Genomic DNA, 23,663 nt, shown 5'->3' with positions numbered 1-23,663 from the left:
TGCGCAGAGGCCAACAGGTCTAACGCCGCGCGTTTCGTCGGGACAGGTTTGGTATTGAATTTCTTTGCAGTAGAAATCGAGGCTGCGAAATCATTGAGCGCGGCATACGCGCCAGCTGGATTCAGCAATACATCAACATTCCATTTTTTCAGCTCGACTTCAGAGCGATACCAGACAAGACCCGTGTTCGCGAGTTTCTGCTCAAGTGCCTTGTTGTAGATACGCCAGTAAATGCGTGAGGTACGCGAACCAATCGAGTATTGTTCTTTGGTGTAAATCGGTTTGCCGTCTTTGCCGATACTGGCAATGGTCATGTCTTCATGAAGTACAGGACCACGGCCACGTTCAGCAGTGCGGAAACAGTCGTCACGCCACGCCTTGTAAGCGTATTCGCAATCAAAAATGCCGTCGTAATCGTCATAGGCCAAGTCAACACGCGCCAGAGTTTGCACACCAAGTACATTGGTCAGCCAGTCATGCAGCGACCACGCAGGACGACGGGCAAATACATGCTTGCATCCCGTTCCGTTGATTTGGAAATGCACCGTGTCATTGTTACCGCCGATACCAACGAAGCCGCAGAAGTCTTCACCATCTGGCGAAGTCAGCTTCATGGATTCGGTGTAGAACTGAAAACCCAAACCGCGAGGTGCTGACAGCGACAAACCAAGCACTTGATTGGTGAAAATGCGCAAGCAATCTTCTAGGTAGTTGCGGTAACAGATATCAAAGGCTTTGTTGTACGCTTCAATTTCTTCAGACGTCTTAGCGACGGTCGGATTAAACACAGGTGGAGCAGGGAACTTAGGCGCACGACAGTGACGCTGTAACAGCCCTGATTTGGCAAAGCCTTTGTATTCCTCATGCTTGTGCAATCGACGAACCGCATCATGACAATGGCGTAAGTCTTTCACAGCAAACGTAAAACACAGGTAATCAATATGAACGCTTTGCTCATCGAACTTTTTGAGGATGTTAGTTGCAGTAGTCATCAAACACCCCCAAATTGATACGTTGTTCAACAGTCGTGTTGGTGATGGACACCAACTCATAAGAAGTGAACTGAGAGGAAGCCCAAGACTCAAGGTGAGACATGGATTTAAGCAAATCCCATTCGTCGCAACCTTTGACCAACACAGAAACCGTGTAGTCAGGCAGCAAGTCGTAATAGATGATTTGAGCTTGAGATTCCATTAAAACCAATCCAGTTTTGAAGTGAGTAACCAAATTTGGTTATTAGCGTAATCACCAAAATTGGTTAGCGCAAGACACCAAAAATGGTGATTGATAAGCTAAACTGACGGAAACGGAGGAAGCGGTATGTATCAGAACAAACTATTAGATGCCTACAAAAAGGCTCAAAGTTACGTACAAGACAAACAAATTGCAGCGGATATGAATGTACCGCCGCAGAGAATCAGTGATTTCCGCAAAGGAAAGCGTTATATGACTGATACACAAGCAATTTTTCTTGCAGAGCAATCAGGTTTAGACCCTGAGATTGCATTGTTGGGTTGTCACGCTGATCGCAATGATAATCCGCAGATAAAAGCAGTATGGGAAGGAATTGCAAAAAAGTTTAATGGGCTTGGATTGTCAGGAATCTCAATGGCTTGCACTGGATTAGCCTTAGTGATTTCAAGTCCACAGGAACCACTATTACAGTGCGCATTATATGTGTTATGTTAAATTGTATGTCGTCGTACGCTAAATGCTGTCTGAGTATGCTCCTATTCCCCTGCAGATTTTAAATTTAAGGGCCTTACTGTGAGCATTAAACATAATGGTTATTTACCATAAAATAGCTAATATCGATCTATCAATCTACGATTGCTTGCTCTTCAATTAGCAACTTATAAAAAATGGCGTCTATTTCTTTAGACGCCATTTTTGTTTACTGGAAATATTAAATTAGCCACCGGCTAATTTAACTGTCATGCCTTTCTTTTCAAGATGTGCCTTGATCTTGTCTCTAGCATCACCTTGAATCTCGATATTGCCATCTTTTACAGAGCCACCACAGCCACAGACTTTTTTGAGTTCTGCCGCTAATAACTTTAAAGGTGCATCATCCAAGTCTAAACCTGTAACAATGCATACGCCTTTACCTTTACGGCCTTTCGTTTGGCGCTGAATCCGAACAACACCATCGCCTTTAGGGCGAGATACTTTTTCTTCTTCCGGTTTAATTCGACCGGTTTCTGTTGAATATACCAGAGTCATTCTATTGTTTCTTTTGTTGTTGAGCTTGCATCGCTTTTTGCTTTGCAACCAAATAAGCTTCGATATGGCGTTGAATAGCGGCTTTACTGCCCTTAATCAGTTTACCATTAAACATACAGTACCAAGAGTTAGGTTGGCCTGTATCGTTTTGAATAGTATAGCCGTTAAAGACCTCTGATTTTGCAACACCAGTTTGCTGCACTCTTTGTCCGAGTGAAGCAAACTCTTTGGGATCAATAATCGATGCGGTGTCACACCACCAATCAATGCTTTTCTTTACCGCCGTCAAACTGCCCTGTAAAACGTGGTTCTTGATTTTAACCTTCCAAACACTGCCATCTGATCCGACTGACTGCAGGTTAAAACCTCTATAATTTGAAATCGCCATACCACTGAGTCATCTGTTTAATGCGTTGATATAATCATAATTGCTACTGAGCAATATTCAAATACGGCTTGAATAATCCTTGCTCTAGAAAACAACTTGTATCATAAAACGCGTCTCGATAACGTTAATCACTTTGCACTGTTTATACAATCTTCCAAGAACTCATGAAATTTGTGCCCGTTGTTTTGAAGCATTTTAGGGAACATTGAGATCGGAGTCATTCCTGGAAATGTGTTTACTTCGTTTAAGTAAATCTCATCATCTTCCGTTAGGAAAAAGTCGATACGAGATAAATGACGAAGATTCATTTGTTTAAACACCGTCTCTGACGCGTGTTGGATGGAATCTAATTGTATTTGAGTTAGATTCTTCGCCTCAACTTCTGTGAGCGAGTGACTTGAACTGCTGTACTTTTCATCGTACGAGTAAAAAGCACCATCAGGCGCGATGACCTCGCCTGGCTTAGTGATATGTAGTTGGCCATTCATCTCATATGCAGCAACTTCAAGTTCTCGAGGTTTTACTGCTTTCTCAACCAACACTTGGTCAGAAAACCCAAAAGCATCATTTACTGCATTAGAAAGCTTGTCTTTTTCTGTGACACTGTAACAGCCAACGGAAGAACCTTGGCGAGCGGCTTTAACAAAAACTTTTCCCCACTTTTCAAAGGCTTTATGAGCTTGAACGTGAGCTTCTTCATCGTTTCGCGTTAAGAATAAGTATGGCGTATTGGGTATGCCAATAGCGTCGTACCAAAGCTTAGATGTGATTTTATTGAAACTATTGCTACTCGCTTCTGGCCCGCAGCCAAGATAAGGAATACCTGCGATTTCAAACAGAGATTGAATGTCGCCTGTTTCGCCAGGAAAACCATGTATACAAGGCACGATGAAATCAATGGTTTGATTAGATTCACTTGAGCACAACTGCTTGGTATTGAGATCCAAGTAAACCAACTCACCTTGGTTGGTCATCCAACCTTCGTTTTTAATTTCTACGCGTGTAACGTGAACGTCTTCAATAAGATTTAGTTGTTGTTCGACAAAGTTTGCAGACAATAATGAAATCTCGTGCTCAGAAGAGCCACCGCCGCATAGTAAAAGAATATTTTTAATCATGAATCCATCTTTCCGTGACCTACAAAAGATACTATTTATTATGATAAACCTTTGAAGTGTGACGTACAGTAATTTTAATGTGAGGAATGTTGTTCGAATAGGATTTGAGCAAATAAATAAGGGAGCTATTCGCTCCCTTATTTTATGTGTTAATTTAATTTGTTAAGCGTTGGGTAAGCTGAGTTTTTGATTGCATCAATGCTTTTAACAAATGGCCTTAACTGCTGAAATTGAGCTGGCAAAGTCGAAATCGCTTGCTTGGCTTCTGCGCTTGTTGCGTAGTCTCCGTATAAAACTGAGAACCACTTAGTACCGTTTACAACTTTGTAGTTTTCCCAAATTGGCTGACCGTTCTGTGGCAGCTTATTTGCAAACTGATCGACTTTAGCTTGGCTACCCACAGCTGCGACTTGAATGGTATAGCCGAATCGTTGAATGCCAGCTTGCTTTTTACTTGGTGGTACGATCTTAACTGGCTTCGCCTGCTCTTTTGGCGTTAGCTTGACTACTTTCTTTTCTTCAGGCTTTGCCGTCATTTTCACAACAGTTGGTTGTACGTCTTTTTCTACTACAGCGTTTTCAGACGCCATAATTGGTTTAGAGATACGATCTGATTTGTAGTCCTCTCGGTAACTTTCTGAGGTCACATCCGTGATGTAAGTTTCAGATGCACAAGCAGAAAGCAGAACTGACAAGCCGATGATTGCGATTTTTTTCATGAAGTAACAAATGCTCTGGATAAATATTACGATAAATCATGCCGATAGCAGGGCCGTTTATCAAGCATCAAATACAATAATCTGTGATTTTGATGTGATGAATAACACAAACTCCATAAGCATCGTACACATTTTCTGCAATGTCTGGTCTGAAGATGTTTTATCAGTAAATTATTCGTTTATGATTGATATGAAACCGAGAAGCCAACGTGACTTACAAACGGCTAGGAGTCAGCATGAATAAACTAAATAAACTCTTTAAACCCAACTCTGTGGCCGTTATTGGGGCATCTCAAAAAGCATTGCGAGCAGGACATGTTGTGATGCGCAACCTTCTACAAAGTGGATTTGGTGGCGCGATTATGCCAGTAACGCCGCGATATAAAGCCGTATCTGGCGTGATCGCTTACCCTGATGTAGCTTCCCTGCCCTATACGCCAGATATTGCAATTTTGTGTACGAACGTTTCACGTAACGAGCAATTGCTTAAAGAGCTAGATGAGAGAGGCACACCGTTTGCGATTGTTATCTCTGATGACCCTAAGCCTTTAGATATCTCATCATTGAACATTCGAGTTTTAGGCCCAAACAGCTTAGGTATCATTCTTCCTTGGCACAATTTTAACTGCACGTTTTCCCCTGTCGCAGCTAAACCCGGAAAAATTGCTTTCATCTCACAATCCGCGGCGGTTTGTACCACGGTTTTAGACTGGGCAAATGATAAGAACATTGGTTTTTCTTCGTTCATTTCAATTGGGCGTGGACAGGATATCGATTTTGCAGATTTGCTCGACTATTTGAGTATGGATGGAAACACAGAAGCTATTCTGCTTTATGTTGATAATATCCAAGACGCTCGCCGATTTATGTCTGCTGCGCGAGCCGCTTCACGTAACCGACGTATATTGGTGCTAAAAGCGGGCCGCTCTAAAGAGATGAATACTTTTAAGCAGCAAGACGGAGATACACTTGACGTAATTTACGATTCTGCTATTCGCAGAACTGGTATGTTACGAGTCAGCAATACGCATGAGCTTTTTGCCGCGGTTGAAACACTCACGCATTCTGTGCCACTTCGTGGAGAGCGTTTAGCGATCATCACCAATGGCGGCGGCCCTGCTGTTATGTCCGTTGATACTTTGATTGAACGTGGTGGCCAACTCGCAACGCTTGATGACGCTTCCATTGAGCAATTACAAGCAGTACTTCCATCCAACTGGCGTGCTCGAAATCCAATTGATCTGTCTGGTGACGCAACCCAAAAACGCTATATTGATACCATTAACGCACTGATGAATAACGACTGTGCAGATGCGATATTGATTATGCATAGTCCTTCTGCTGTTTCTGATCCTCTTGAAACTGCTCAAGCCGTTATTAATGCAATCAAATCTCACCCTCGGCATAAGCATTTTAATATCTTGACCAACTGGTCAGGAGAACAAACGTCGAGAGAAGCGCGACTGGCATTTACTCAAGCAGGTATTCCAACCTATAGAACACCTGAAAGTGCAGTTGTAGCATACATGCACTTGGTCGAATACAGACGAAACCAGAAACAACTAATGGAAACGCCAACGACGGCAGAGCCATTACATTCTGGAAGTGTGAGTTCAGCAAAAGAGTGGGCAAATGAACGACTACTGGATAAAAATACAGTCACCTTAGATACGCATCAAACCAGCCCATTATTTAAGCTGTTCGGGTTTAACGTTTTGCCTACGTGGATTGCATCTGACGACATTGAAGCTGTTCATATGGCAGAAAATATTGGATATCCTGTTGCGGTAAAATTGCGTTCTCCAGACATTCCTCATAAATCGGATGTTCACGGTGTTGCTCTAAATTTAAGAAACAGTCGAGAAGTTTCCAACGCAGCGCTATCCATTTTAGATACCGTAAAGCTCAGTTACCCTTCCGCCAATGTACATGGGCTGTTGGTACAAGGGATGGCAAAGCTCGGCAGCGCTGAAGAGCTACGGATTAGTATTGCAGTAGATAAAGTCTTTGGACCAGTGATCTTGCTTGGTCAAGGCGGCTCTGAGTGGAATATCGCCCAAGATGCCGTCGCTGCACTTCCTCCTTTGAACATGACGCTTGCGCGCTACCTTGTCGTTGTTGCCCTAAAGTCTGGAAAGATTCGCCTGCAGAAACACAAAGATGCGCTCGATATTACTGAGTTGTCGAAGTTCTTGGTTCGTATCTCCCAAATGGCAGTTGAGTTACCAGAAATACAAAAACTGGATATCCATCCAGTGCTAGTGTCCGGAAGCGATTTAACTATCCTTGATGCAGATGTCACACTGTGTAAATACGAAGGAGACGCCCAAAAACGGCTAGCGATTCGCCCTTTCCCGGCAGAGTTTGTCGAAACTGTAACGCTTCGAGATGGCCAACCTATCCTGCTTCGCCCTATCTTGCCTGAGGATGAGCCGCTGCATGCTCAATTCATTAATAGCGTATCGAAAGAAGATCTCTATAAACGTTTCTTTTCTGAAGTTGGAGAGTTCAACCATGAGGCTTTGGCAAACTTTACTCAAATCGACTACGACCGCGAAATGGCGTTTGTTGCGGTAGCGTTTAATACTGACGGACCGTCTATCATAGGGGTAGCCCGCGCATTGATTACACCAGACAATAGTGACGCTGAGTTTGCTATTTTGGTTCGTTCAGATTTGAAAGGAAAAGGTTTAGGCAAAGTGCTGATGCAGAAAATAATCAGCTATTGCAAAGTTAAAGGCACAAAGCAAATGTCTGGAATGACCATGCCAACAAACAGAGGGATGTTGATGTTGGCTCAGAACTTGGGGTTTGAGATCGATATCCAGTTTGCAGACGGTACGGCAGATATGGTGCTCCCTTTAAATTGAAAAGCGCAGCATTAGCGATGACTTTTACTTCTTACATTCGGTAATCAATGGTAATCTAAGAAGTAAAAGTTACGTTGTTACTTTAGTTTCCAATTCTTTTTTAAGTACTGAATACACCAGGATTTTGCCTCACCCATAGTGTTCCGGCGCCATGCCAAAATAATATTCATCGGCTGTTCTTCAGTGCCTTCGATTCGTTTCAATACACCACTATAAATAAGAGGTTGTGCAATTTGGCTTGGTAATGTACCAATACCTAAACCTGCAGTGAGCGCTTCTACTTTTGCCGTAAAGTTGGTGACGGTCAAGCGAGGCTGTTTTTGAATAATATTAATTGAGAGCGCGGGTTGCTCACGTGCGGTATCTGCAATAGCAATGATCCGATACTTTTCTCGCGCTGCTTCATCAAACTTACCACTACGCTTGTGAACATAGTGATCAGCGGAAGCTACCCAATACATACTCATTTTACCAATTTTTTCTGACTTAACTTCTTGAGGAAGCGTATCCAGTGATGGGCAAATCAGTAAATCAGCTCTCCCCGTATTCAACGACTCCCAGCTACCAGCCAGAATCTCCTCTTGCAGCCTGACTCGAGTTGAGCTGACCTCGGCCAGCGCATCAACCATCGGGAAAAAGTTGGATATAGGAATAATGCCATCGAAGGCAATGGTAATATCCAGTTCCCAGCCATTCGCCAATAACGTTGCATCGTTCACTAACTTTTCACTGGCTTGTAAAATGGCTCTTCCTCTTTCAAGAATAAGCTTACCTGCTTCAGTAAAATGGGCTTTGTGACCAGAGCGATCGAAGATAATAATGTCTAAGTCTTGCTCGAGTTTCTGGACTTGATAGCTCAGCGATGACGGGGCTCTGTCTAACTCATTCGCAGCAGAAGCAAAGCTCCCTCTTCGATCAATAGCATCTAGAATATGGAGTGCTTCTAACGTAATTGGACTCTGCACATGGCCTCTCTTAATGTGATATTCATCACATTCGTTGTATTTGGATGAACTTATCAAGAACTAACGACAAATAATATAACATATTGATAAATAAAGACTAGGAATGCTCATAGCCTAAGAATAAGATTCAATACAAATCAATAAATGACAATGGTAATGATAGTAATTACCATTTAGATCCATTAATATCCGCGTGTTGTTACCTATTATGGATCTAAGGTATTGAAGCCAATGTATAAAAAATCAATTTTGTCAGCCTCCATTTTAGTTGCCCTTTCCCATACTGCTTATGCGGAAGAAGCTTCTAAGTTTGAAGAAGTCGTTGTGTCGGCCACCCGTACCAACCAAACCATAAACACTGTTGCTGCTTCTGTTGCTGTTGTATCAGAGAAAGACATCGAAGAAAACATGGTAAAGGACTTGAATGATCTATTCGAGTATACGCCAGGGGTTACTGTTAATGGCACTCAACGCCAAGGCGTCCAAAGTATTAACATTCGCGGGATGGAAGGTAAACGAGTTAAAATCTTAGTAGACGGTGCATCTCAACCAGGTGTATTCAGCGGTGGACCATATTCGTTTATCAATTCTAGTGCCGTTACTGTCGACCCCGATATGCTAAAGAGTGTCGAAATTGTTAAAGGAGCAGCTTCTAGCCTACATGGTAGTGATGCAATTGGCGGTGTTGTCGCATTCGAAACAAAAGATCCGAAGGATTTCCTCAAAGATGGTAAAGACTTTGGTGGTCAAGCTAAACTCTCTTATTCATCGGAAGATAACTCTTTTAGTGAGCATGTAGCTTTAGCAAAGCGTTTCGGTAATACAGAAGCACTTATAGCCTTTACACGCCGTGATGGTGCAGAGCTACAAAATTTCTCTAAGGCGCCTTACGATAACTATTCTGTGGACAACCAAGATTATTACAAAAACGATCTATTGGTAAAACTTCAATCTCAATTGAATGACGCTCATCGCTTGGAGTTCTTGGGAGAAGTTATTTACAACGAGACTGACTCAGAGATCGCACATAAAAGTTACAAAAACTTCAACGCTGAAGACACAACCAAGCAAAATCGCATTGGGCTCAAGCACATTTGGTTTGCAGATGCAGCTATCTCGGATACGATCACGTCCAAGCTTACATGGATTGGTAAAGAAGAAAACGGCGTGTCTAATCGCTTTATCGAAGCCAGCCCAGGTTACCCACCTTACGTACCGCCTAGTGGTGACAACCAACAGAAAAAAGATTACGAATATACTGAAGACAAATTTGAATTCGAAACTCAGTTAGATAAAGAGATTCAAAATCACTATATTGTTTACGGAATATCGTACAAACATAGTGACATCAGTAATACCAATCGCGAGTTTAATTCCGATCCTGGCACGCCAGATACTGTTTACGTTTACACACCGGATGCAAAAGAAGAAAGCTTTGGTTTATTCTTGCAAGATGAAATTTCGCTTCTTAATGACAAGCTAATTCTGACTCCAGGTGTGCGTTACGATTACTTCTCTACTAATCCTTCAAATACTTCTGAAGAGTCATTCGAGAAGTTTAGCGACTCTGCATTAACTGGTCGTTTAGGAGCAACTTACTCTGTATCGCAACCTGGCACGATCTTCGCGCAAGTGAGCCAAGGGTTCCGAGCGCCATCGTTCGACGAGCTTTACTACACCTACGATAATCCGGCTCATGGCTATACCAACCGCCCTAACCCAAATTTGGGATCTGAAAAGAGTTTGTCTTATGAACTTGGTTACCGTCATAACACTGCAGCGTCTGCAACTGAAGTAGCGTTCTACTACAGTGATTACAGTGACTTTATTGAGCAAACGTCATCAAACAATGGTGGTTTAACTGAATTCACAAATATCAATATTAGTGAAGCAAACATTAAAGGGGTTGAGCTCTCTAACCGTCTTGATTGGCATGCCATTGCTGGTCTTCCATCAGGCGTGACAACTCGCTTTGTTGCAGCATACACAGAAGGTGAAGATGGTGATGGTAATCCTTTGAACAGTGTAAACCCATGGAATGCCGTAGCTGCTGTAAATTACGATTCACCAAATGCACTTTGGGGGACAAGCCTAAAAGTAAACTACACGGCTAAGAAATCGAACAGTGATATCAACTCTGATGGTGATAAAGGCGGAATCAAAGACCAAGTTGCTTTGCCGTCTGCGACAGTCGTTGACTTAACGGCGTACTACAAACCAATGAAAGATATAACCATTCGTGCTGGTGTTATGAATCTAACGAATGAAGAATACCATCTTTGGAACGATGTTCGCGGTAAGACTGAGTTAAGTCGAGACAAAACGCAAGCTGAGCGTAATTACAACATTAGTGTTAAATACGAGTTCTAAACTTTAAAAACACAAAAGCCAGCGTAATGCTGGCTTTTTTATGGCTTTCATTTCAAAAATGTAAAGAAAAGTATGAAAAATGAAAGTTTACTGTTTTGCCATCTCTTTTTTCACCATTACTGCTGCTGCAATGATGAAAGTGATGATCAGACCGAGTTCCATGAACTACCCCAATAGCTACGAGAAAATTTATAACCCAAATTAAGAGTCGGGCATAGTTTAACAGCTCTATATATACTTGCTACCTTTTAACCAGTAATTTACGATTTTTTCCGATTTGGATCAAAAAAGACGCAATTATGCGCCTTTTTGTTACTATTATGTAAATTAAAGATTAGGCATCTGGATAACCTTGAGGGTTAGTAGACTGCCAGCGCCATGTATCGCCAGTCATTTCTTCTAGAGTACGAGTTGCTTTCCAACCTAACTCATTCATCGCTTTTGATGGATCCGCCCAACACTCTGCAATATCACCTGGACGACGCTCAACAAGTTGGTATGGGACATCTTTACCACTTGCGGCTTCAAATGCTTTCACCATGTCCAGTACACTGTAGCCGTTACCAGTACCGAGGTTATAGATATGAAGGCCAGCTTTGCTACCTACTTTTTCTAATGCAGCAACGTGACCATCGGATAAGTCCATTACATGAATATAATCACGTACGCCTGTGCCATCTTTGGTCGGATAATCACTACCAAACACAGAAAGGAACTCTCTGCGCCCTACCGCAACTTGAGAAACAAACGGCATTAAGTTGTTGGGAATACCTTGAGGATCTTCACCTAGCTCGCCTGTTGGATGTGAACCTACCGGGTTAAAGTAACGAAGAAGTGTAATGCTCCAGTCAGGGTTCGCATTTTGGAAGTCGGTTAAACACTCTTCTACCATTAATTTGCTGCGCCCATATGGGTTAGTTGCGCTAGTTGGAAAGTCCTCAGTGATGGGTACAGATGCAGGATCACCGTATACAGTCGCTGATGAACTAAATACCAACGATTTAACTCCGGCTTCACGCATTGCATCAACCAATACTAAAGTGCCATTAACGTTGTTGTCGTAATACTCTAAAGGTTTTGCTACAGACTCACCGACGGCCTTTAAACCTGCAAAATGGATAACAGCTTCAATATTGTGCGACTTTAGTGCTTCTACCATCGCCAATTTATCTCTGATATCGGCTTTAATGAAGGTTGGCTTTACACCACATACCTTTTCAATTCGATCTAATACCGTAGATTTACTGTTGTACAGGTTGTCTAGAATCACTGGCGTCATGCCAGCTTCGATCATTTGAATACACGTATGACTACCGATATAGCCCATACCACCCGTAACGAGTACTTTCATTTTATTATTCCTTCTGACGCGAATTGGGTTAGTTTAAAGCTTTGACGTTACGATTTAAACTGTCTCTTGTAATTCGCATCCCATTAATATTGCTTGGCCTTTTCCGGCTTTCTTTGCTTGATACATTGCCGTATCCGCACTTTTTAAAACTCGAGTAGCATCGCGCTCATTTACGCCGACTAATTTTACGCCGATACTAACGCCAACTTTGAGTAAGTGACCTTTGTACTCAATTGGAGCACATATGCTCTCGAGCAACTGTTCTGCTATTCGGGTGACCACTTTTTGATTGGCGGGATTTACCAACATGACAAATTCATCACCAGAAAGTCTTGCGATTAAATCACTATGTCTCGTCGCAGATGTTAGACGCTCGGAAACTTTTTTCAAAACTTCATCACCTGCATCATGACCGTAGGTATCGTTAACTTCTTTAAATCCATCCAGATCGAGGTACAAAACTGCAAATTCGTCACGCAAGTATCCAGAGCGTTGTACTAGTTGTTCCAACTCTAAATGGAACTTAGATCGATTGGCTAACCCCGTTAAAGCATCGTGATGAGCTAAATGCTCTAATCGTTCCATCTCTTTTGCGCCGGAAAGGTCGGTAAGAACAATAACCAGATCATAGAAACCATAGTCTTCACACTTAACGATACGATTGACTCGAGCAAACATCGGTACAAACTGACCAATATGGTTCTTCTCGATAACTTCACCTTGCCAAACGCCATAATTTTCTATCGACTCGATGATACTAGGCATCATTTCCTGTAACTTGCGCCACTTTAGCGTTTGGATGAATGACTTCCCAATAAGCTGATCCACCTCTAAGCCGACTAACTTAGTGACGGCAGGGTTTGCCATCGTAATGACACCGCGATGATTAAGAACAATGAGACCATCTTGGCTGCTTTCAAAAACACGTCCCGCAACACGTTGCCGGTTTATGGCTTCTTCAATTTCGGTGATATCTTGAATCGAAAACAGTAAGTATTCATGTGTCGAGAGGCGACGACTGGTTAGGCTCAACTGCTGTTCGTTATCTGCATTTTTGAGGTGAATATCATCGCACTCTAGGCCTCGACTCAGGATCTGACTCAGCTCATTCGGTATTTTGGTTTTAATTAGATCACGAATATTGGCGTATTTAAGTTCATCTAATTTTTTTTGAAATATTTGCTGGGTCGCCGTATTACAATGAATAACACGTCCGGAATTGTCTGTAATAACTAATGCATGCTGAACAGATTCGATAACCTCTTCTGAAAATGCGCGCTTTTGTTCTAGTGTGTCTAGCGAATGTTGCCGCTGCTTCTCACGTACTGTTAACCTATTCATCATTTGATTGAAAGATCTCGCGAGCTCTCCAATTTCATCGTTGGCGTAATAGCGTGCTTGATTTTCCGTGCTTCGTCCGTGTGTCACATTCTCTATTACGCGGCTAAGCTCCATAACGGGCTTGAGAACAAGCCTCTCGATACTTATGTAAAAAACAGTGCCACCAGCGATCAGAAACAGAAGAAGTAAAGCGCTATCTTGAAGTAAAGATTGCATGGCTTCTACGATTGGACGATGAGAAAGCGTGACTCTAATGCTACCAATGACATAGCCATCATGGATAATCGGCTCTAGAACATAAAGAAATTTGGTTGATAAGGCATAGCCTAGAGCGTGCAACCTACTTCTTTCGGTTTGACTGGGAACGGGTGCTAGTGCCCCACTTATCTCCATAACAGCGAATGGTTGGTCATCTTGGTCATAAAGTTTGACCCGCGTTACATTTGGCTGGTTTAAAAAGTTGGCGAGAATAGTTTGAGCTTTTTGCTTGTCCTTTGTCGTCAGCGCATCTTTAATTGAGAAAGAAACGTTGTTAATCAACTTTCTTGTCTGCTCGACCAGTTCATGCTTAGACGATTGGTATACAGTATACGAGGTGTAACCTTTTGAGATAACAAAGATAGCCGTTAAAAAGACCAGAAGAGGCCAAATAAGCTTCGCTCGTAATGACATATATATTCCTGTCGCAGACAACCACAAAAATGACAGAAGAACCATTATGCAATCTATCACCCATGAAGGGCAACAAGATTAACACGATGCTAATGCAAAATAACCTTAAATTCTCAAAAATTGGATGGAAAAGAAACGAAATACCTTAAAATTCGGATCAACTCAAATAACGGCAACATCTTTATGGACTAACGTGATCTTTTTCGTCAGCTATCTGCTCAAAAAGCTTCGTTTTCATGATAGAAGAATGAAGTGAGTCACTGAACCTAGATGCATTTTCCTGCATCGTAAACCCATTGCTTGTGTAGAAATAAAACGTATGACATTGAATAAACAGCAACTTACATTGAACTGTGATATGGGCGAGAGCTTTGGCTCTTGGAGTATGGGCGCAGATGAAGACGTGATGCCCCATGTTGATATGGCGAACATCGCGTGTGGTTTTCATGCCTCCGACCCTAATGTCATGCACGACACCATCACCCTAGCGAATGACAACGATGTTGATATTGGCGCACACCCAGGTTACGCCGACCTACAAGGCTTTGGCAGACGAAGCATAAGCATGACGGGTGATGAAATTACGAACATGGTTATATATCAGGTTGGTGCTTTACAAGCATTATGCCGGGCGCAATACACAGACATCAGTTACATAAAGCCTCATGGTGCTCTATACAACGACATGATGAAAAGTGATGCGATATTTAGAGCGGTAGTAAAGGCGGCAGCACTGTTCAAAGTACCGTTAATGATCCTAGCTTCACAGGAAAACGAAAAATACTTAGAAATCGCAGACGATTATGATGTTCCCTTGCTATTTGAAGCATTTGCAGATCGTTTATACCAAGATGACGGCTTACTGACTCCTAGAACACAGCCCAATGCCGTGTTAAAAAGCGAGCACGCGATACTTGAGCAAGTCCGGACCTTAGCTGACTCTGGGCGTGTCAAAACCGCTTCAGGCGGTTACATATTATTGGAAGCCGATACAATTTGTGTTCATGGTGACAATGAAGAGTCGATCGCGCTGCTCCAAAAGATCCGCCAAAGCCTATACGCTGGAGGAAATTAATGCATAAAGAGAAATTTAATATCTCTTTGATCTCCGAGTGCAGTATTTTCATTAAGTTTGATGAGAGTATTTCTGAAAATGCAGTCGGAGAGCTTGCTCGCAGCATAAGAGAAACTTTCGCTTCAATTGTTATGAACGTTGTCCCCTCCTATCAAACTATTCTCATTGATTACTTACCTTTTCGAATCAACGAAAAGAACTTAGTCAATGAGCTGCAACAAATCGTGAGCCAGTTTGATACTCAATCACTTAAGCTTTCCCAGCCGAATCACATTACTATCCCTGTATATTACTCTGAAGAAACCGCGTTAGATCTATCTCGTTTTAAAAAGCGAGGTCTGTCATTAGACGATCTTATTACCCTGCATACGAAAACCGAGTACGCGGTTTCTGCAATTGGCTTTGCTCCAGGCTTTGCATTTCTCTCTGACGTTGATACTCAATTGCACATGGCAAGGCTTGCCACACCAAGAACTCACGTGCCGGCCGGAAGTGTCGGAATCGCAGACTCTAAAACGGCCGTCTATCCATCAGATAGTCCTGGCGGATGGAACATTATTGGTAAAAGCCCGCTTGCGCTCTTCTCCGACTCTCCTCCTTTTATACCGTTTGAAGTGGGTGACAAGGTCACCTTTAATGCTATTTCAAAACAAGAGTTTATCGATTTAGGAGGCGTACTATGAGTTACGGTGGATTACTGGTGGAAAAGCCAGGACCGCTCTCTTTAGTTCAAGACTTTGGTCGTTTTGGCTTGGCGCATGTCGGTGTGACTCAAGGTGGCCCGGTCGACGACTATGCTTACAGTTGGGCCAACCATTTGCTTGGTAACGTAGTCAATTGCGTTGCGATTGAAATTACTTTGGGTAACGCTTGTTTTATTGCCTTGCATAACTGCCACCTTGCTATATGTGGCGGTGATTTAAATGCAAAAATAGATGGTGAACCTATTTCAAATTGGTCTGACTTTACGTTGAAAAAAGGACAGAAGCTTCAGTTCGGAGTCGCAAGGAATGGGCTTCGCTCCTACCTAGCGGTTAAAGGTGGATTCAATGTTGCTCAGCACTTAGGAAGCGCATCGACCGTCTTGCGAGAATCTCTAGGTGGTTATGATTCAAATGGTGGCGCTTTGAAAGCTGGCGATATTCTTCCCTTTGTCCCTCATAACTTACCGAAACGTAAACCAAGGCAAATGACGTTTCGCTTTAAGCCAGATTACAACTTACCCATTAAGCTGAGAGTGATTGAAGGCTATCAGAACGAGGACTTTGATGAAGACGCTCGCCAAGTATTTTACAACAAAGCATTCATCATCTCCCCCAATTCGAATCGCATGGGCTACCGTCTTGAGGGCAATAACATTCGTCCACCTTACGAAGGCGTCCTATCAGAGGGAATTGCATTAGGTTCAATTCAAGTACCTAGCGATGGTAACCCTATTGTGCTGCTCAACGATCACCAGACTATTGGCGGGTATCCTAAATTTGGCTGCGTAGCCCGTATTGACTTACCTAGACTGGCACAGGCGAAGCCCGGACAAAAAGTCAATTTTGTGAAAGGAGATAGGCTAGGCTTGCAAGAAGTATGGTGCCAATGGGCTCAGTTTTTTGGGTACTAATACAACCACTGAGCCCAAACACAGCCGATTATGTAGGCATACCATAACGCACTGCTAAAGCTTGTGGATAGCCTCGCTCTTGAGTGAGTTTAATCGCGTACTGCTCGACCTCTTGTTCAGACCACTTTACAGCGACCGGATGCTGTGTTTCCACATTTTGGTTAGGATCGATGTCAAACCAGAATTGAAGCATTTTTTGCGCTGCGAGTAGTGTCGATGACGCTTTTACCACCTCTATTCTCGCATAGTGGTTATCTTCAAAAGTCACATCTGCCGCTCTGAGTACTGGGTCTGTTCCGGGAATTTGCTGAGCGCCAAACAATGCTTTTCCTCCTTTTACAGCAGAGTGATAGTCGGGAATAAACTGCGCCATGTGTTTGATGGCATTGTTCGTTCGCTCTTCTAACACTTCTTCTCTCCAGCCGTTACGGATCTTCGAGAGTAAAGGCATAGGCAGTTCAGGTTGAGCAGATGAGTTCGTGCTCTCCACTAAACCATCTTCAAACAGCGTGATTCCTTTTGTCATACCATGAAGTTGAAAGTAACCATCGCCATAAGGCGTCAATTGAGCCATTCCTTTATCGGTTCCACGCGGGCCATGAAAAATAACTTCTGGCCATTGTTGTTGACAGTCTGCCCACCTCGTAACGTAAGCGGCTTTAAACTCCACCAACCTGTCACGCTTGGCACCAACTGTGTTGTCAATTGAGCCTGTTTCAAAGCCACACGCGTTAACCAAGTAGTCGCATGTCATCAGGTAATCGATACCTTCACGTTCATAGCCAAGTTGCCAGTGTTCCCCCATCCAATCGGCTTGCTTAAACGTTGCTTGTGTGAAGACCGAAGCATTAGGAAGCGTATCTAGTGTTAAGTTGGCAATTGCGGCGAGGCGAAAAACACTCCAACCATATTCTTGAACTGCGACAACAGGATACTTTAGCGCTTCAAGATCAGCATGTTGAGCAAAAGGAATGCACCACTCATCGAAGTTTGTAGGATGACTTGGTTGAGTACGTTGCGCGAGAGCTTCTAGCTCCGCTTTTGAATACAGTTTGTAGTATTCGCTTGGCTCGCCGAGCACTTTATTACTCTCATCTTTATCAACGAGCGTCTGATAAGCACTTTTCACAACCTCTAATCGCGGAACTAGTGTGGATGGGTCTCCACCATCGGAATGAGGAACCGCGATGATTGTCGGACGAATATTCAGTGAAAGCGGATACAGGCGAACAGTATCGATAGATTGTGCTAACAAGTCTAAGCATTGTTGCTCGGAAATCTCTCGATATAAATTACCACCAGCATGCAAATGACAAATGGGTGGACCATTTACTAGTGATACGCCCTTCTCTATTACGGAAACTTTAAAACCCAGCTCCGCAAAATGAATTGCTGCTGTTGCACCTGCTACACCGCCACCAACAACAGCGATATGCTTATCTTTATAACTTGGAAACTCAGACTTCATTGCTTCACTAAAAATTTTATAAGGAAAATTCTTTACTAACGGTGGATTCTACTCGTGTTTGGACTTGATTAAAATCACAAAAAGTTCATGGGTTTGCGAAATATCCAACAGCGCCTGTAAAGTGCATTAAAGTAGAAAAAATTTGCGAAAAAGTACTTGACGACATGGTTAAGAAGACACTTTTTTGTGTCTATGTGAATAAGAATTTCACTGTAAGACCCATGGCGCAAAGCCTGCAGAAACACCCCACTTTTTACCCCATTTAGTTATCCCAAAAGTTATCCACTGTTTTTGTGGATAACTAAAATAAAAGTGTCATGGAGTGTTCCAAACTTGATAACACTCGCTGCGATTAAGTGTTTACTGGCGTTAACAATCTTTTCAACAAACTCATCACTACAAGTGCCAACGTAACAAATGTTGCAAGCGGTAAAGCTATCCACAATTCGGGGTGAATTTGTGCATTGAGATCGAATCCATATGTCATGACTGCGGCCACACAAACTTCCGCAGCGAATACCGCAACACCACTAGCAATCAACGCCATAATTCCGTACTCGGCCCACAGGGTTGTGTTGATCCGTTTCTTACTTGAACCTAATGTGCGATACAAACGAATCTCTTGTTGGCGTTGGGACAAGCTTAACCTCAGTAGCGTAAAGATGAGCAGCAGACCAGCAACAACGCCTAAAAGAGCAAGGATGGTGATTGCTGATACGATTTGCTGAATCAAAGCCTGAATTTTCTCGCCCATAGTTCGGATATCTAAAACAGAGACCGTTGGGTGAGCACGTGACATTGACGTCAACAACGCTTCATTTCCTTCTTCAATCCTATAACTGATGAGGTAAGAACCAGGTAAATTAGCCATCACGTCAGATGAGAAAATAAAATAAAAGTTAGGCTTCATGTCACGCCATTCGACATAACGGATGGTATCTACTACTGCATCGTAATTCTGACTGTTTATTACAAAGCGCAGCGTATCACCGAGTTTGATGCCTAAGTCATTTGCTACATCCGCTTCTACAGATACACTCCCTTTGTTTGTCCATTCACCCGAAAGCACATCATTATATTCTGGTAGGCTATCTCCCCATGTCAGGTTTAGCTCTCGACGTATCGCGTCAGAACCTTCTCCTTCGTAATCAATCTCCTTGACGTTTTGACCGTTGATCTCTGTTAGTCGTCCACGAATTATTGGATAAGCTTGTGACCGCGTAACTCCATTTTTATCTAGGGTTTCTAGGTAGTTATCGAGTTCATAATCACCAATGTTCAATGCGAACACATTTGGCGCATCTGCAGGTAAGGTTCTCTCCCAATCAGCGAGAATATCGCTGCGCACAAGCCAAATGATAGACAGCAACATTAAAGATAATGCCAAAGCACCAAACTGTAGACCGCTGGTTACTGGCGTCCGGTTGATACGACTCAACGCAAGCTTCATTGCAGGATGGGTTGAAACACGTGCAAACAGCTTTGTGAGTATGACGCTAACTGCTGCGAGTACCACAAACAGTACCGCTATACCAGTGAGCACGATCCAAACTAAGGTGTTATCTGCATACAGTAAAAGCAGTGGAACAACGGGAACTAGAACAAGTAACATTCGCTTCCAAGAACGTTGCGCTTTACCCTGCTGTAGCACTTCTAACGCGGGAGTTTTAATCAAGCCTAACAATGGTATACCGAGAGCAGGCACCGTAATCAAGACTGCTGAGATAAATGCCACCAAAAATGGTGTGACACCGTAACCAGGGAGTGGATCGGGTAATAAGTCTTTGAGTGGAATGCGTAATAAATATTCCAGCCCGCTCCCTAACAATAGACCGACGACACTGGCACTAATGAGAAGGATTGTGACTTGAATAAATATCCACTTTTCAATCCATCGGCGGCTCGCACCAAGACTTTTCAACATCGCAATAGTTTGTGTCCGGCTGTTCACGTAATTTTGACAAGTAAGAACCAATGTTGTCGCCGCCATAATGATGACAATCGCTACGGTCAAAGACAGATACTGCGTCGTGCGTTCAAAAACCTCATTACTACGACTGGCAGTATCTTGCGTGCGCCAGCGATCGCTCGGAGAAAGCTGCGTATCATCTTGTAAGCTCTTTAGTATTTTATCATCGGCTTGTAAAAACAGACGGTATTGAACTCGGCTCCCAACTTGAATTGCTCCTGTTTTATCTACGTCACTTTGATGAATGTATGCAGAAGGCATTTGCCGAAATGGATTAAAGCTCAAGCCAGGTTCCATCAATACTGCGCCTGATACAGTAAACTCGGCATCGCCTATCGTGACACTGTCACCTGGCTTTACGTTTAGTTGAGTCATAATCCGCTCATCAAGCCAGAGTTGGTTCTCTTTAACGCGACCGGCCGGATTATTTTCGAGAACGAGCTCTCCCATTAAAGGGTAATTATCATCCACCGCCCTTACCGAAATAAGCTGCATACCATTATCGCTAAATGCCATAGTGGCAAATCGCGTCATCATCGAACGTTCAAGGCTTTCAGTCGAGGCTAACAACGTGTCCGGAATGGGATTAGCAGACACAAACACCGCATCTGCCGTTAATGCGTCCTTCCCTTGCTTGACGATCACCTGCTCCATTCGTTCTGCTAATGCAGAAAGCGCAAAGATACTCGCAATCACGAGAATAAGAGCAACGCTAATAGGCCAAAGGTTCCCCTGCCTTATTTCGCCGAAACTCCAACGTATCAAACTTTTATTCGGCGAGTGCTGTGTTGTACTGTTTTGTTCTGTGGATGTTGCTTCACTTGATGATACTGCAGACATTATATCTCCTCCTTAAGCTCACCCGCCTCCATACGATAGATACGGTCACATCGGCTTGCTAGATGACCATCGTGTGTTACTAAAATCAGAGTTGTCCCGTGCTGTTCATTAAGATCGAATAGCAGCTCAATCACTTTGTCTGCGGTTTGATGGTCAAGATTGCCGGTAGGCTCGTCTGCGAACAACAGCTCAGGCTGTGTCATAAATGCACGCGCTAGCGCAACTCGCTGTTGTTCACCACCAGATAACTGGCTTGGTAGATGGTCGACACGTTTTTCTAACCCAACAGCAGCTAACAATTCCGCTGCTCTTGCTTCATCTTCGGCTTCACCACGTAAAAGACAAGGAAGCGTGACATTACGTAATGCACTCAAACTCGGGATTAACAGGAAACTTTGGAAAACGAAACCTAAAGAGTCAGCCCGAATTTTCGCACGTGCTTCATCGTCCAGTTTTGATAATTCATGACCTAATAAAGTAATTTCGCCTGATGTCGGCGTATCAAGACCAGCTAGCAACGTCATCAATGTTGACTTACCTGCACCGGAAGTTCCGACGATGGCGATTTTTTCTCCTTTTCGGATGTCAACATTTACGTCTTTGAGGATTGTTAATTGTTCTTGATTAGTAGAGACTTGTTTAGAAACCAAATTGGCTTGAACAATAGGTGCATTAAGTACAGGTGTTTGCATGATTCGTATACTTTCCTTAGTTCTATTTTTTTGTTTTTCCGCTACTTCACATGCGAGCGAAAAGCTACTTGTCTTGGGTGATAGCTTGAGTGCAGGCTATCAGATGCCGATCGAAGAGAGTTGGCCTAGCTTACTCCCTGATGCGTTGTCAGAACATGGTCAAGATGTAACAGTTATTAATGCCAGCATTTCTGGCGATACAACCGGCAATGGCTTAGCACGGTTACCTCAGTTGCTAACTCAGCATAGCCCTGACATGGTACTTATTGAGTTAGGTGCCAACGATGGCCTAAGAGGCTTCCCTCCTAAACTTATTACGTCGAATCTTTCAAAAATGATTACCATGATAAAAGATTCTGGTGCGGACGTTGTCATGATGCAAATTCGGGTTCCACCTAATTATGGTAAGCGCTATAGCGATATGTTTTACGATATCTACCCTAAGCTTGCACAGCATCAACAAGTTGCCTTGATGCCATTCTTCTTAGAGCATGTTGTCACCAAACCAGAATGGATGATGGATGATGGCCTTCACCCAAAACCAGATGCACAACCTTGGATCGCTGATTTCGTTGCTCAAGAATTAATTAAACATCTCTAATTTTAATGGTCTAGCTCAATAAGTTTTACGTAACTTTACGTTAATCTATTTTCAATTCCACTCATCGAGGATAGATAACAACATGCGAATAGAACCGTTAATTCAAGGTGTTGTTGCTCGCTCTGCGCACCCCAAAGGGTGTCATGCATCTATTAAAGAGCAAATTGAATACGTAAAGCACGCCCCACAGATCAAAAAAGGCCCAAAACGGGTTTTGATTATTGGTGCCTCCTCTGGTTTCGGCCTAGCGGCACGAATAGCCCTAACGTTCGGTGGCGCTAACGCCGATACCATTGGCGTCTCATTTGAGCGTGGCCCTTCAGAGAAAGGGGTTGGGAGTGCGGGTTGGTATAACAACGTCTTTTTTAAGCAAGAAGCAAATCAAGCCGGGCGTACCGCAATAAATATTGTTGGCGATGCATTCTCTGGTTCGGTGCGCAATCAAGTGATTGAAGCCATTGAAACGTACTTTGAGGGTGAAGTTGACTTAGTCATCTATAGCTTGGCAACCGGTGTTCGACCTAAACCTGAATCTGATGAGTTTTGGCGCAGTGTCATTAAACCTATTGGTGAACCTGTCACTGGCGCTTCTATCATGCTGGAGAACGATAAGTGGATAGAAACCACCTTAACGCCTGCAACAGAAGAGGAAGCCAATGCCACCATTAAAGTAATGGGAGGCGAAGACTGGGAAAGCTGGATTGACACACTCATCAATAACGACTCTATCGCAAACGGCTGCAAAACCATCGCCTTTTCTTACATGGGCCCTGACATTACGCACCCAATTTATCTCGATGGTACGTTAGGTCGAGCGAAAATCGATTTACACCAAACCAGTCATTCATTAAACCTCAAACTCGCCAACTTTGACGGCGGTGCTTACGCAACCGTGTGTAAGGCGTTGGTGACGAAAGCCAGTGTATTCATCCCTGCGCTAAGTCCCTACCTGTTAGCGCTTTATAGAGTGATGAAGGAAAAAGGTACTCACGAACGCTGTATTGAACAAATGCAGCGGCTGTTTACTACGAAGTTATACGATCAAGAGAAAGTGCCAGTTGACGGCGAACGCTTGATTCGAATAGATGACTTGGAACTTGAACCGCAAGTTCAACAAGAAGTCCACGCTCTTTTAGAACAGATGAATGCTGAAAACTTTAAAGAGATTGGTGATTACCAAGGTTTTAAAGATGAGTTTATGAAGCTCAATGGCTTTAACTTTGAAGATGTCGACTATTCGCAAGACATTTCTATTGAATCGTTAATGTCGCTTAAGCCTTGATACTTGTTACCTGTTTCAAGGATGAGATATGTGACAACTATTCCTAGTCCTGAACACTTTTCAGGACTTTTTTTTGTTTCGAGCCCTAGCCACCCTATACTTAA

20 protein-coding genes are annotated in these 23,663 nt (G+C 43.1%); 8 read left to right on the top strand and 12 right to left on the bottom strand.

Annotated elements, in window-relative coordinates; all coding sequences use genetic code 11:
• Together R7M72_RS02265 and R7M72_RS02260 are read right to left on the bottom strand one after the other, a co-directional pair.
• Positions 1 to 992 (bottom strand): replication initiation factor domain-containing protein (locus R7M72_RS02265; protein WP_318056011.1); only part of this gene is annotated, 992 nt, incomplete at its 3' end.
• Entirely contained in the window at positions 976 to 1,194 is a 219-nt protein-coding gene (locus R7M72_RS02260; protein ID WP_140146142.1) for a hypothetical protein, read from the bottom strand. The genes R7M72_RS02265 and R7M72_RS02260, both read right to left, overlap by 17 nt.
• A 126-nt stretch (positions 1,195 to 1,320) precedes the next feature.
• Between R7M72_RS02260 and R7M72_RS02255 the strand changes: the two genes are divergently transcribed.
• The gene (locus tag R7M72_RS02255) at positions 1,321 to 1,689 is read left to right on the top strand and encodes a DUF3693 domain-containing protein (RefSeq protein WP_046875304.1); all 369 of its coding nucleotides are present in this window, start codon (positions 1,321 to 1,323) and stop codon (positions 1,687 to 1,689) included.
• 222 nt (positions 1,690 to 1,911) lie between these two features.
• On the opposite strand, the gene yciH is transcribed toward R7M72_RS02255, so the two are convergent.
• The 4 genes from yciH to R7M72_RS02235 form a co-directional block, all read right to left on the bottom strand.
• A complete protein-coding gene (gene yciH, locus R7M72_RS02250; protein WP_005376292.1) occupies positions 1,912 to 2,223 on the bottom strand; it encodes a stress response translation initiation inhibitor YciH in 312 nt (103 codons plus the stop codon).
• A gap of 1 nt (position 2,224) precedes the next feature.
• Entirely contained in the window at positions 2,225 to 2,611 is a 387-nt protein-coding gene (locus R7M72_RS02245; RefSeq protein WP_005376294.1) for a DUF3319 domain-containing protein, read from the bottom strand.
• Positions 2,612 to 2,739: 128 nt separating this feature from the next.
• The gene (locus R7M72_RS02240; protein ID WP_033907069.1) at positions 2,740 to 3,729 is read right to left on the bottom strand and encodes a D-alanine--D-alanine ligase; all 990 of its coding nucleotides are present in this window, start codon (positions 3,727 to 3,729) and stop codon (positions 2,740 to 2,742) included.
• A gap of 149 nt (positions 3,730 to 3,878) precedes the next feature.
• On the bottom strand, positions 3,879 to 4,448 hold the full coding sequence (locus R7M72_RS02235) for an SPOR domain-containing protein (RefSeq protein ID WP_005390018.1): 570 nt from the start codon (positions 4,446 to 4,448) through the stop codon (positions 3,879 to 3,881).
• Between the two features lie 236 nt (positions 4,449 to 4,684).
• On the opposite strand from R7M72_RS02235, the gene R7M72_RS02230 reads away from it, so the two are divergent.
• Positions 4,685 to 7,318 (top strand): bifunctional acetate--CoA ligase family protein/GNAT family N-acetyltransferase, encoded by a 2,634-nt coding sequence (locus tag R7M72_RS02230; protein WP_053303618.1) that lies wholly within the window; start codon positions 4,685 to 4,687, stop codon positions 7,316 to 7,318.
• A gap of 77 nt (positions 7,319 to 7,395) precedes the next feature.
• Here R7M72_RS02230 and R7M72_RS02225 read toward each other — a convergent pair whose 3' ends face one another.
• Positions 7,396 to 8,283 (bottom strand): LysR substrate-binding domain-containing protein, encoded by an 888-nt coding sequence (locus R7M72_RS02225; RefSeq protein ID WP_315957144.1) that lies wholly within the window; start codon positions 8,281 to 8,283, stop codon positions 7,396 to 7,398.
• Positions 8,284 to 8,514: 231 nt separating this feature from the next.
• On the opposite strand from R7M72_RS02225, the gene R7M72_RS02220 reads away from it, so the two are divergent.
• Positions 8,515 to 10,653: a TonB-dependent hemoglobin/transferrin/lactoferrin family receptor gene (locus R7M72_RS02220; RefSeq protein ID WP_053303617.1), complete on the top strand. Its 2,139-nt coding sequence runs from the start codon at positions 8,515 to 8,517 to the stop codon at positions 10,651 to 10,653.
• A 334-nt stretch (positions 10,654 to 10,987) separates the two neighbouring features.
• Here R7M72_RS02220 and galE read toward each other — a convergent pair whose 3' ends face one another.
• Both galE and R7M72_RS02210 read right to left on the bottom strand, forming a co-directional pair.
• Complete coding sequence (gene galE / locus R7M72_RS02215; RefSeq protein WP_005376309.1) at positions 10,988 to 12,004, bottom strand: UDP-glucose 4-epimerase GalE; 1,017 nt, start codon at positions 12,002 to 12,004, stop codon at positions 10,988 to 10,990.
• A gap of 54 nt (positions 12,005 to 12,058) precedes the next feature.
• The gene (locus R7M72_RS02210) at positions 12,059 to 14,017 is read right to left on the bottom strand and encodes a diguanylate cyclase domain-containing protein (RefSeq protein ID WP_064354780.1); all 1,959 of its coding nucleotides are present in this window, start codon (positions 14,015 to 14,017) and stop codon (positions 12,059 to 12,061) included.
• A 319-nt stretch (positions 14,018 to 14,336) separates the two neighbouring features.
• Between R7M72_RS02210 and R7M72_RS02205 the strand changes: the two genes are divergently transcribed.
• From R7M72_RS02205 to R7M72_RS02195, 3 genes are read left to right on the top strand one after another with little or no spacing between them, the layout of a single operon-like run.
• A complete protein-coding gene (locus R7M72_RS02205; protein ID WP_064354779.1) occupies positions 14,337 to 15,092 on the top strand; it encodes a 5-oxoprolinase subunit PxpA in 756 nt (251 codons plus the stop codon).
• Positions 15,092 to 15,775 carry a 5-oxoprolinase subunit B family protein gene (locus R7M72_RS02200; protein WP_064354778.1) on the top strand — a complete coding sequence of 228 codons (684 nt, stop codon included), beginning with the start codon at positions 15,092 to 15,094 and terminating at the stop codon, positions 15,773 to 15,775. Before R7M72_RS02205 ends, R7M72_RS02200 begins: the two co-directional genes overlap by 1 nt.
• Positions 15,772 to 16,707 carry a biotin-dependent carboxyltransferase family protein gene (locus R7M72_RS02195; RefSeq protein WP_064354777.1) on the top strand — a complete coding sequence of 312 codons (936 nt, stop codon included), beginning with the start codon at positions 15,772 to 15,774 and terminating at the stop codon, positions 16,705 to 16,707. Before R7M72_RS02200 ends, R7M72_RS02195 begins: the two co-directional genes overlap by 4 nt.
• Positions 16,708 to 16,735: 28 nt before the next feature.
• On the opposite strand, the gene R7M72_RS02190 is transcribed toward R7M72_RS02195, so the two are convergent.
• The 3 genes from R7M72_RS02190 to R7M72_RS02180 all read right to left on the bottom strand — a co-directional run bounded on the left by R7M72_RS02190 (position 16,736) and on the right by R7M72_RS02180 (position 21,676).
• Entirely contained in the window at positions 16,736 to 18,175 is a 1,440-nt protein-coding gene (locus R7M72_RS02190) for an FAD-dependent oxidoreductase (protein ID WP_064354776.1), read from the bottom strand.
• A 352-nt stretch (positions 18,176 to 18,527) separates the two neighbouring features.
• On the bottom strand, positions 18,528 to 20,984 hold the full coding sequence (locus R7M72_RS02185; RefSeq protein ID WP_315957141.1) for an ABC transporter permease: 2,457 nt from the start codon (positions 20,982 to 20,984) through the stop codon (positions 18,528 to 18,530).
• Positions 20,984 to 21,676 carry an ABC transporter ATP-binding protein gene (locus tag R7M72_RS02180; protein WP_005376323.1) on the bottom strand — a complete coding sequence of 231 codons (693 nt, stop codon included), beginning with the start codon at positions 21,674 to 21,676 and terminating at the stop codon, positions 20,984 to 20,986. Before R7M72_RS02180 ends, R7M72_RS02185 begins: the two co-directional genes overlap by 1 nt.
• On the opposite strand from R7M72_RS02180, the gene tesA reads away from it, so the two are divergent.
• Positions 21,675 to 22,277, top strand: coding sequence for a multifunctional acyl-CoA thioesterase I/protease I/lysophospholipase L1 (gene tesA, locus R7M72_RS02175; protein WP_054575991.1), 603 nt, complete (start codon positions 21,675 to 21,677; stop codon positions 22,275 to 22,277). The genes R7M72_RS02180 and tesA overlap by 2 nt on opposite strands.
• An 82-nt stretch (positions 22,278 to 22,359) precedes the next feature.
• Entirely contained in the window at positions 22,360 to 23,559 is a 1,200-nt protein-coding gene (fabV, locus tag R7M72_RS02170) for an enoyl-ACP reductase FabV (protein ID WP_064354774.1), read from the top strand.
• The last annotated feature ends 104 nt before the right edge of the window (positions 23,560 to 23,663 follow it).

This window comes from Vibrio sp. YT-18 (assembly GCF_033337345.1).
Classification (GTDB): Bacteria; Pseudomonadota; Gammaproteobacteria; order Enterobacterales; family Vibrionaceae; genus Vibrio; species Vibrio alginolyticus.
Note: the sequence above shows the minus strand (reverse complement) of the source record. Positions and strands in the feature narration are given on the sequence as shown.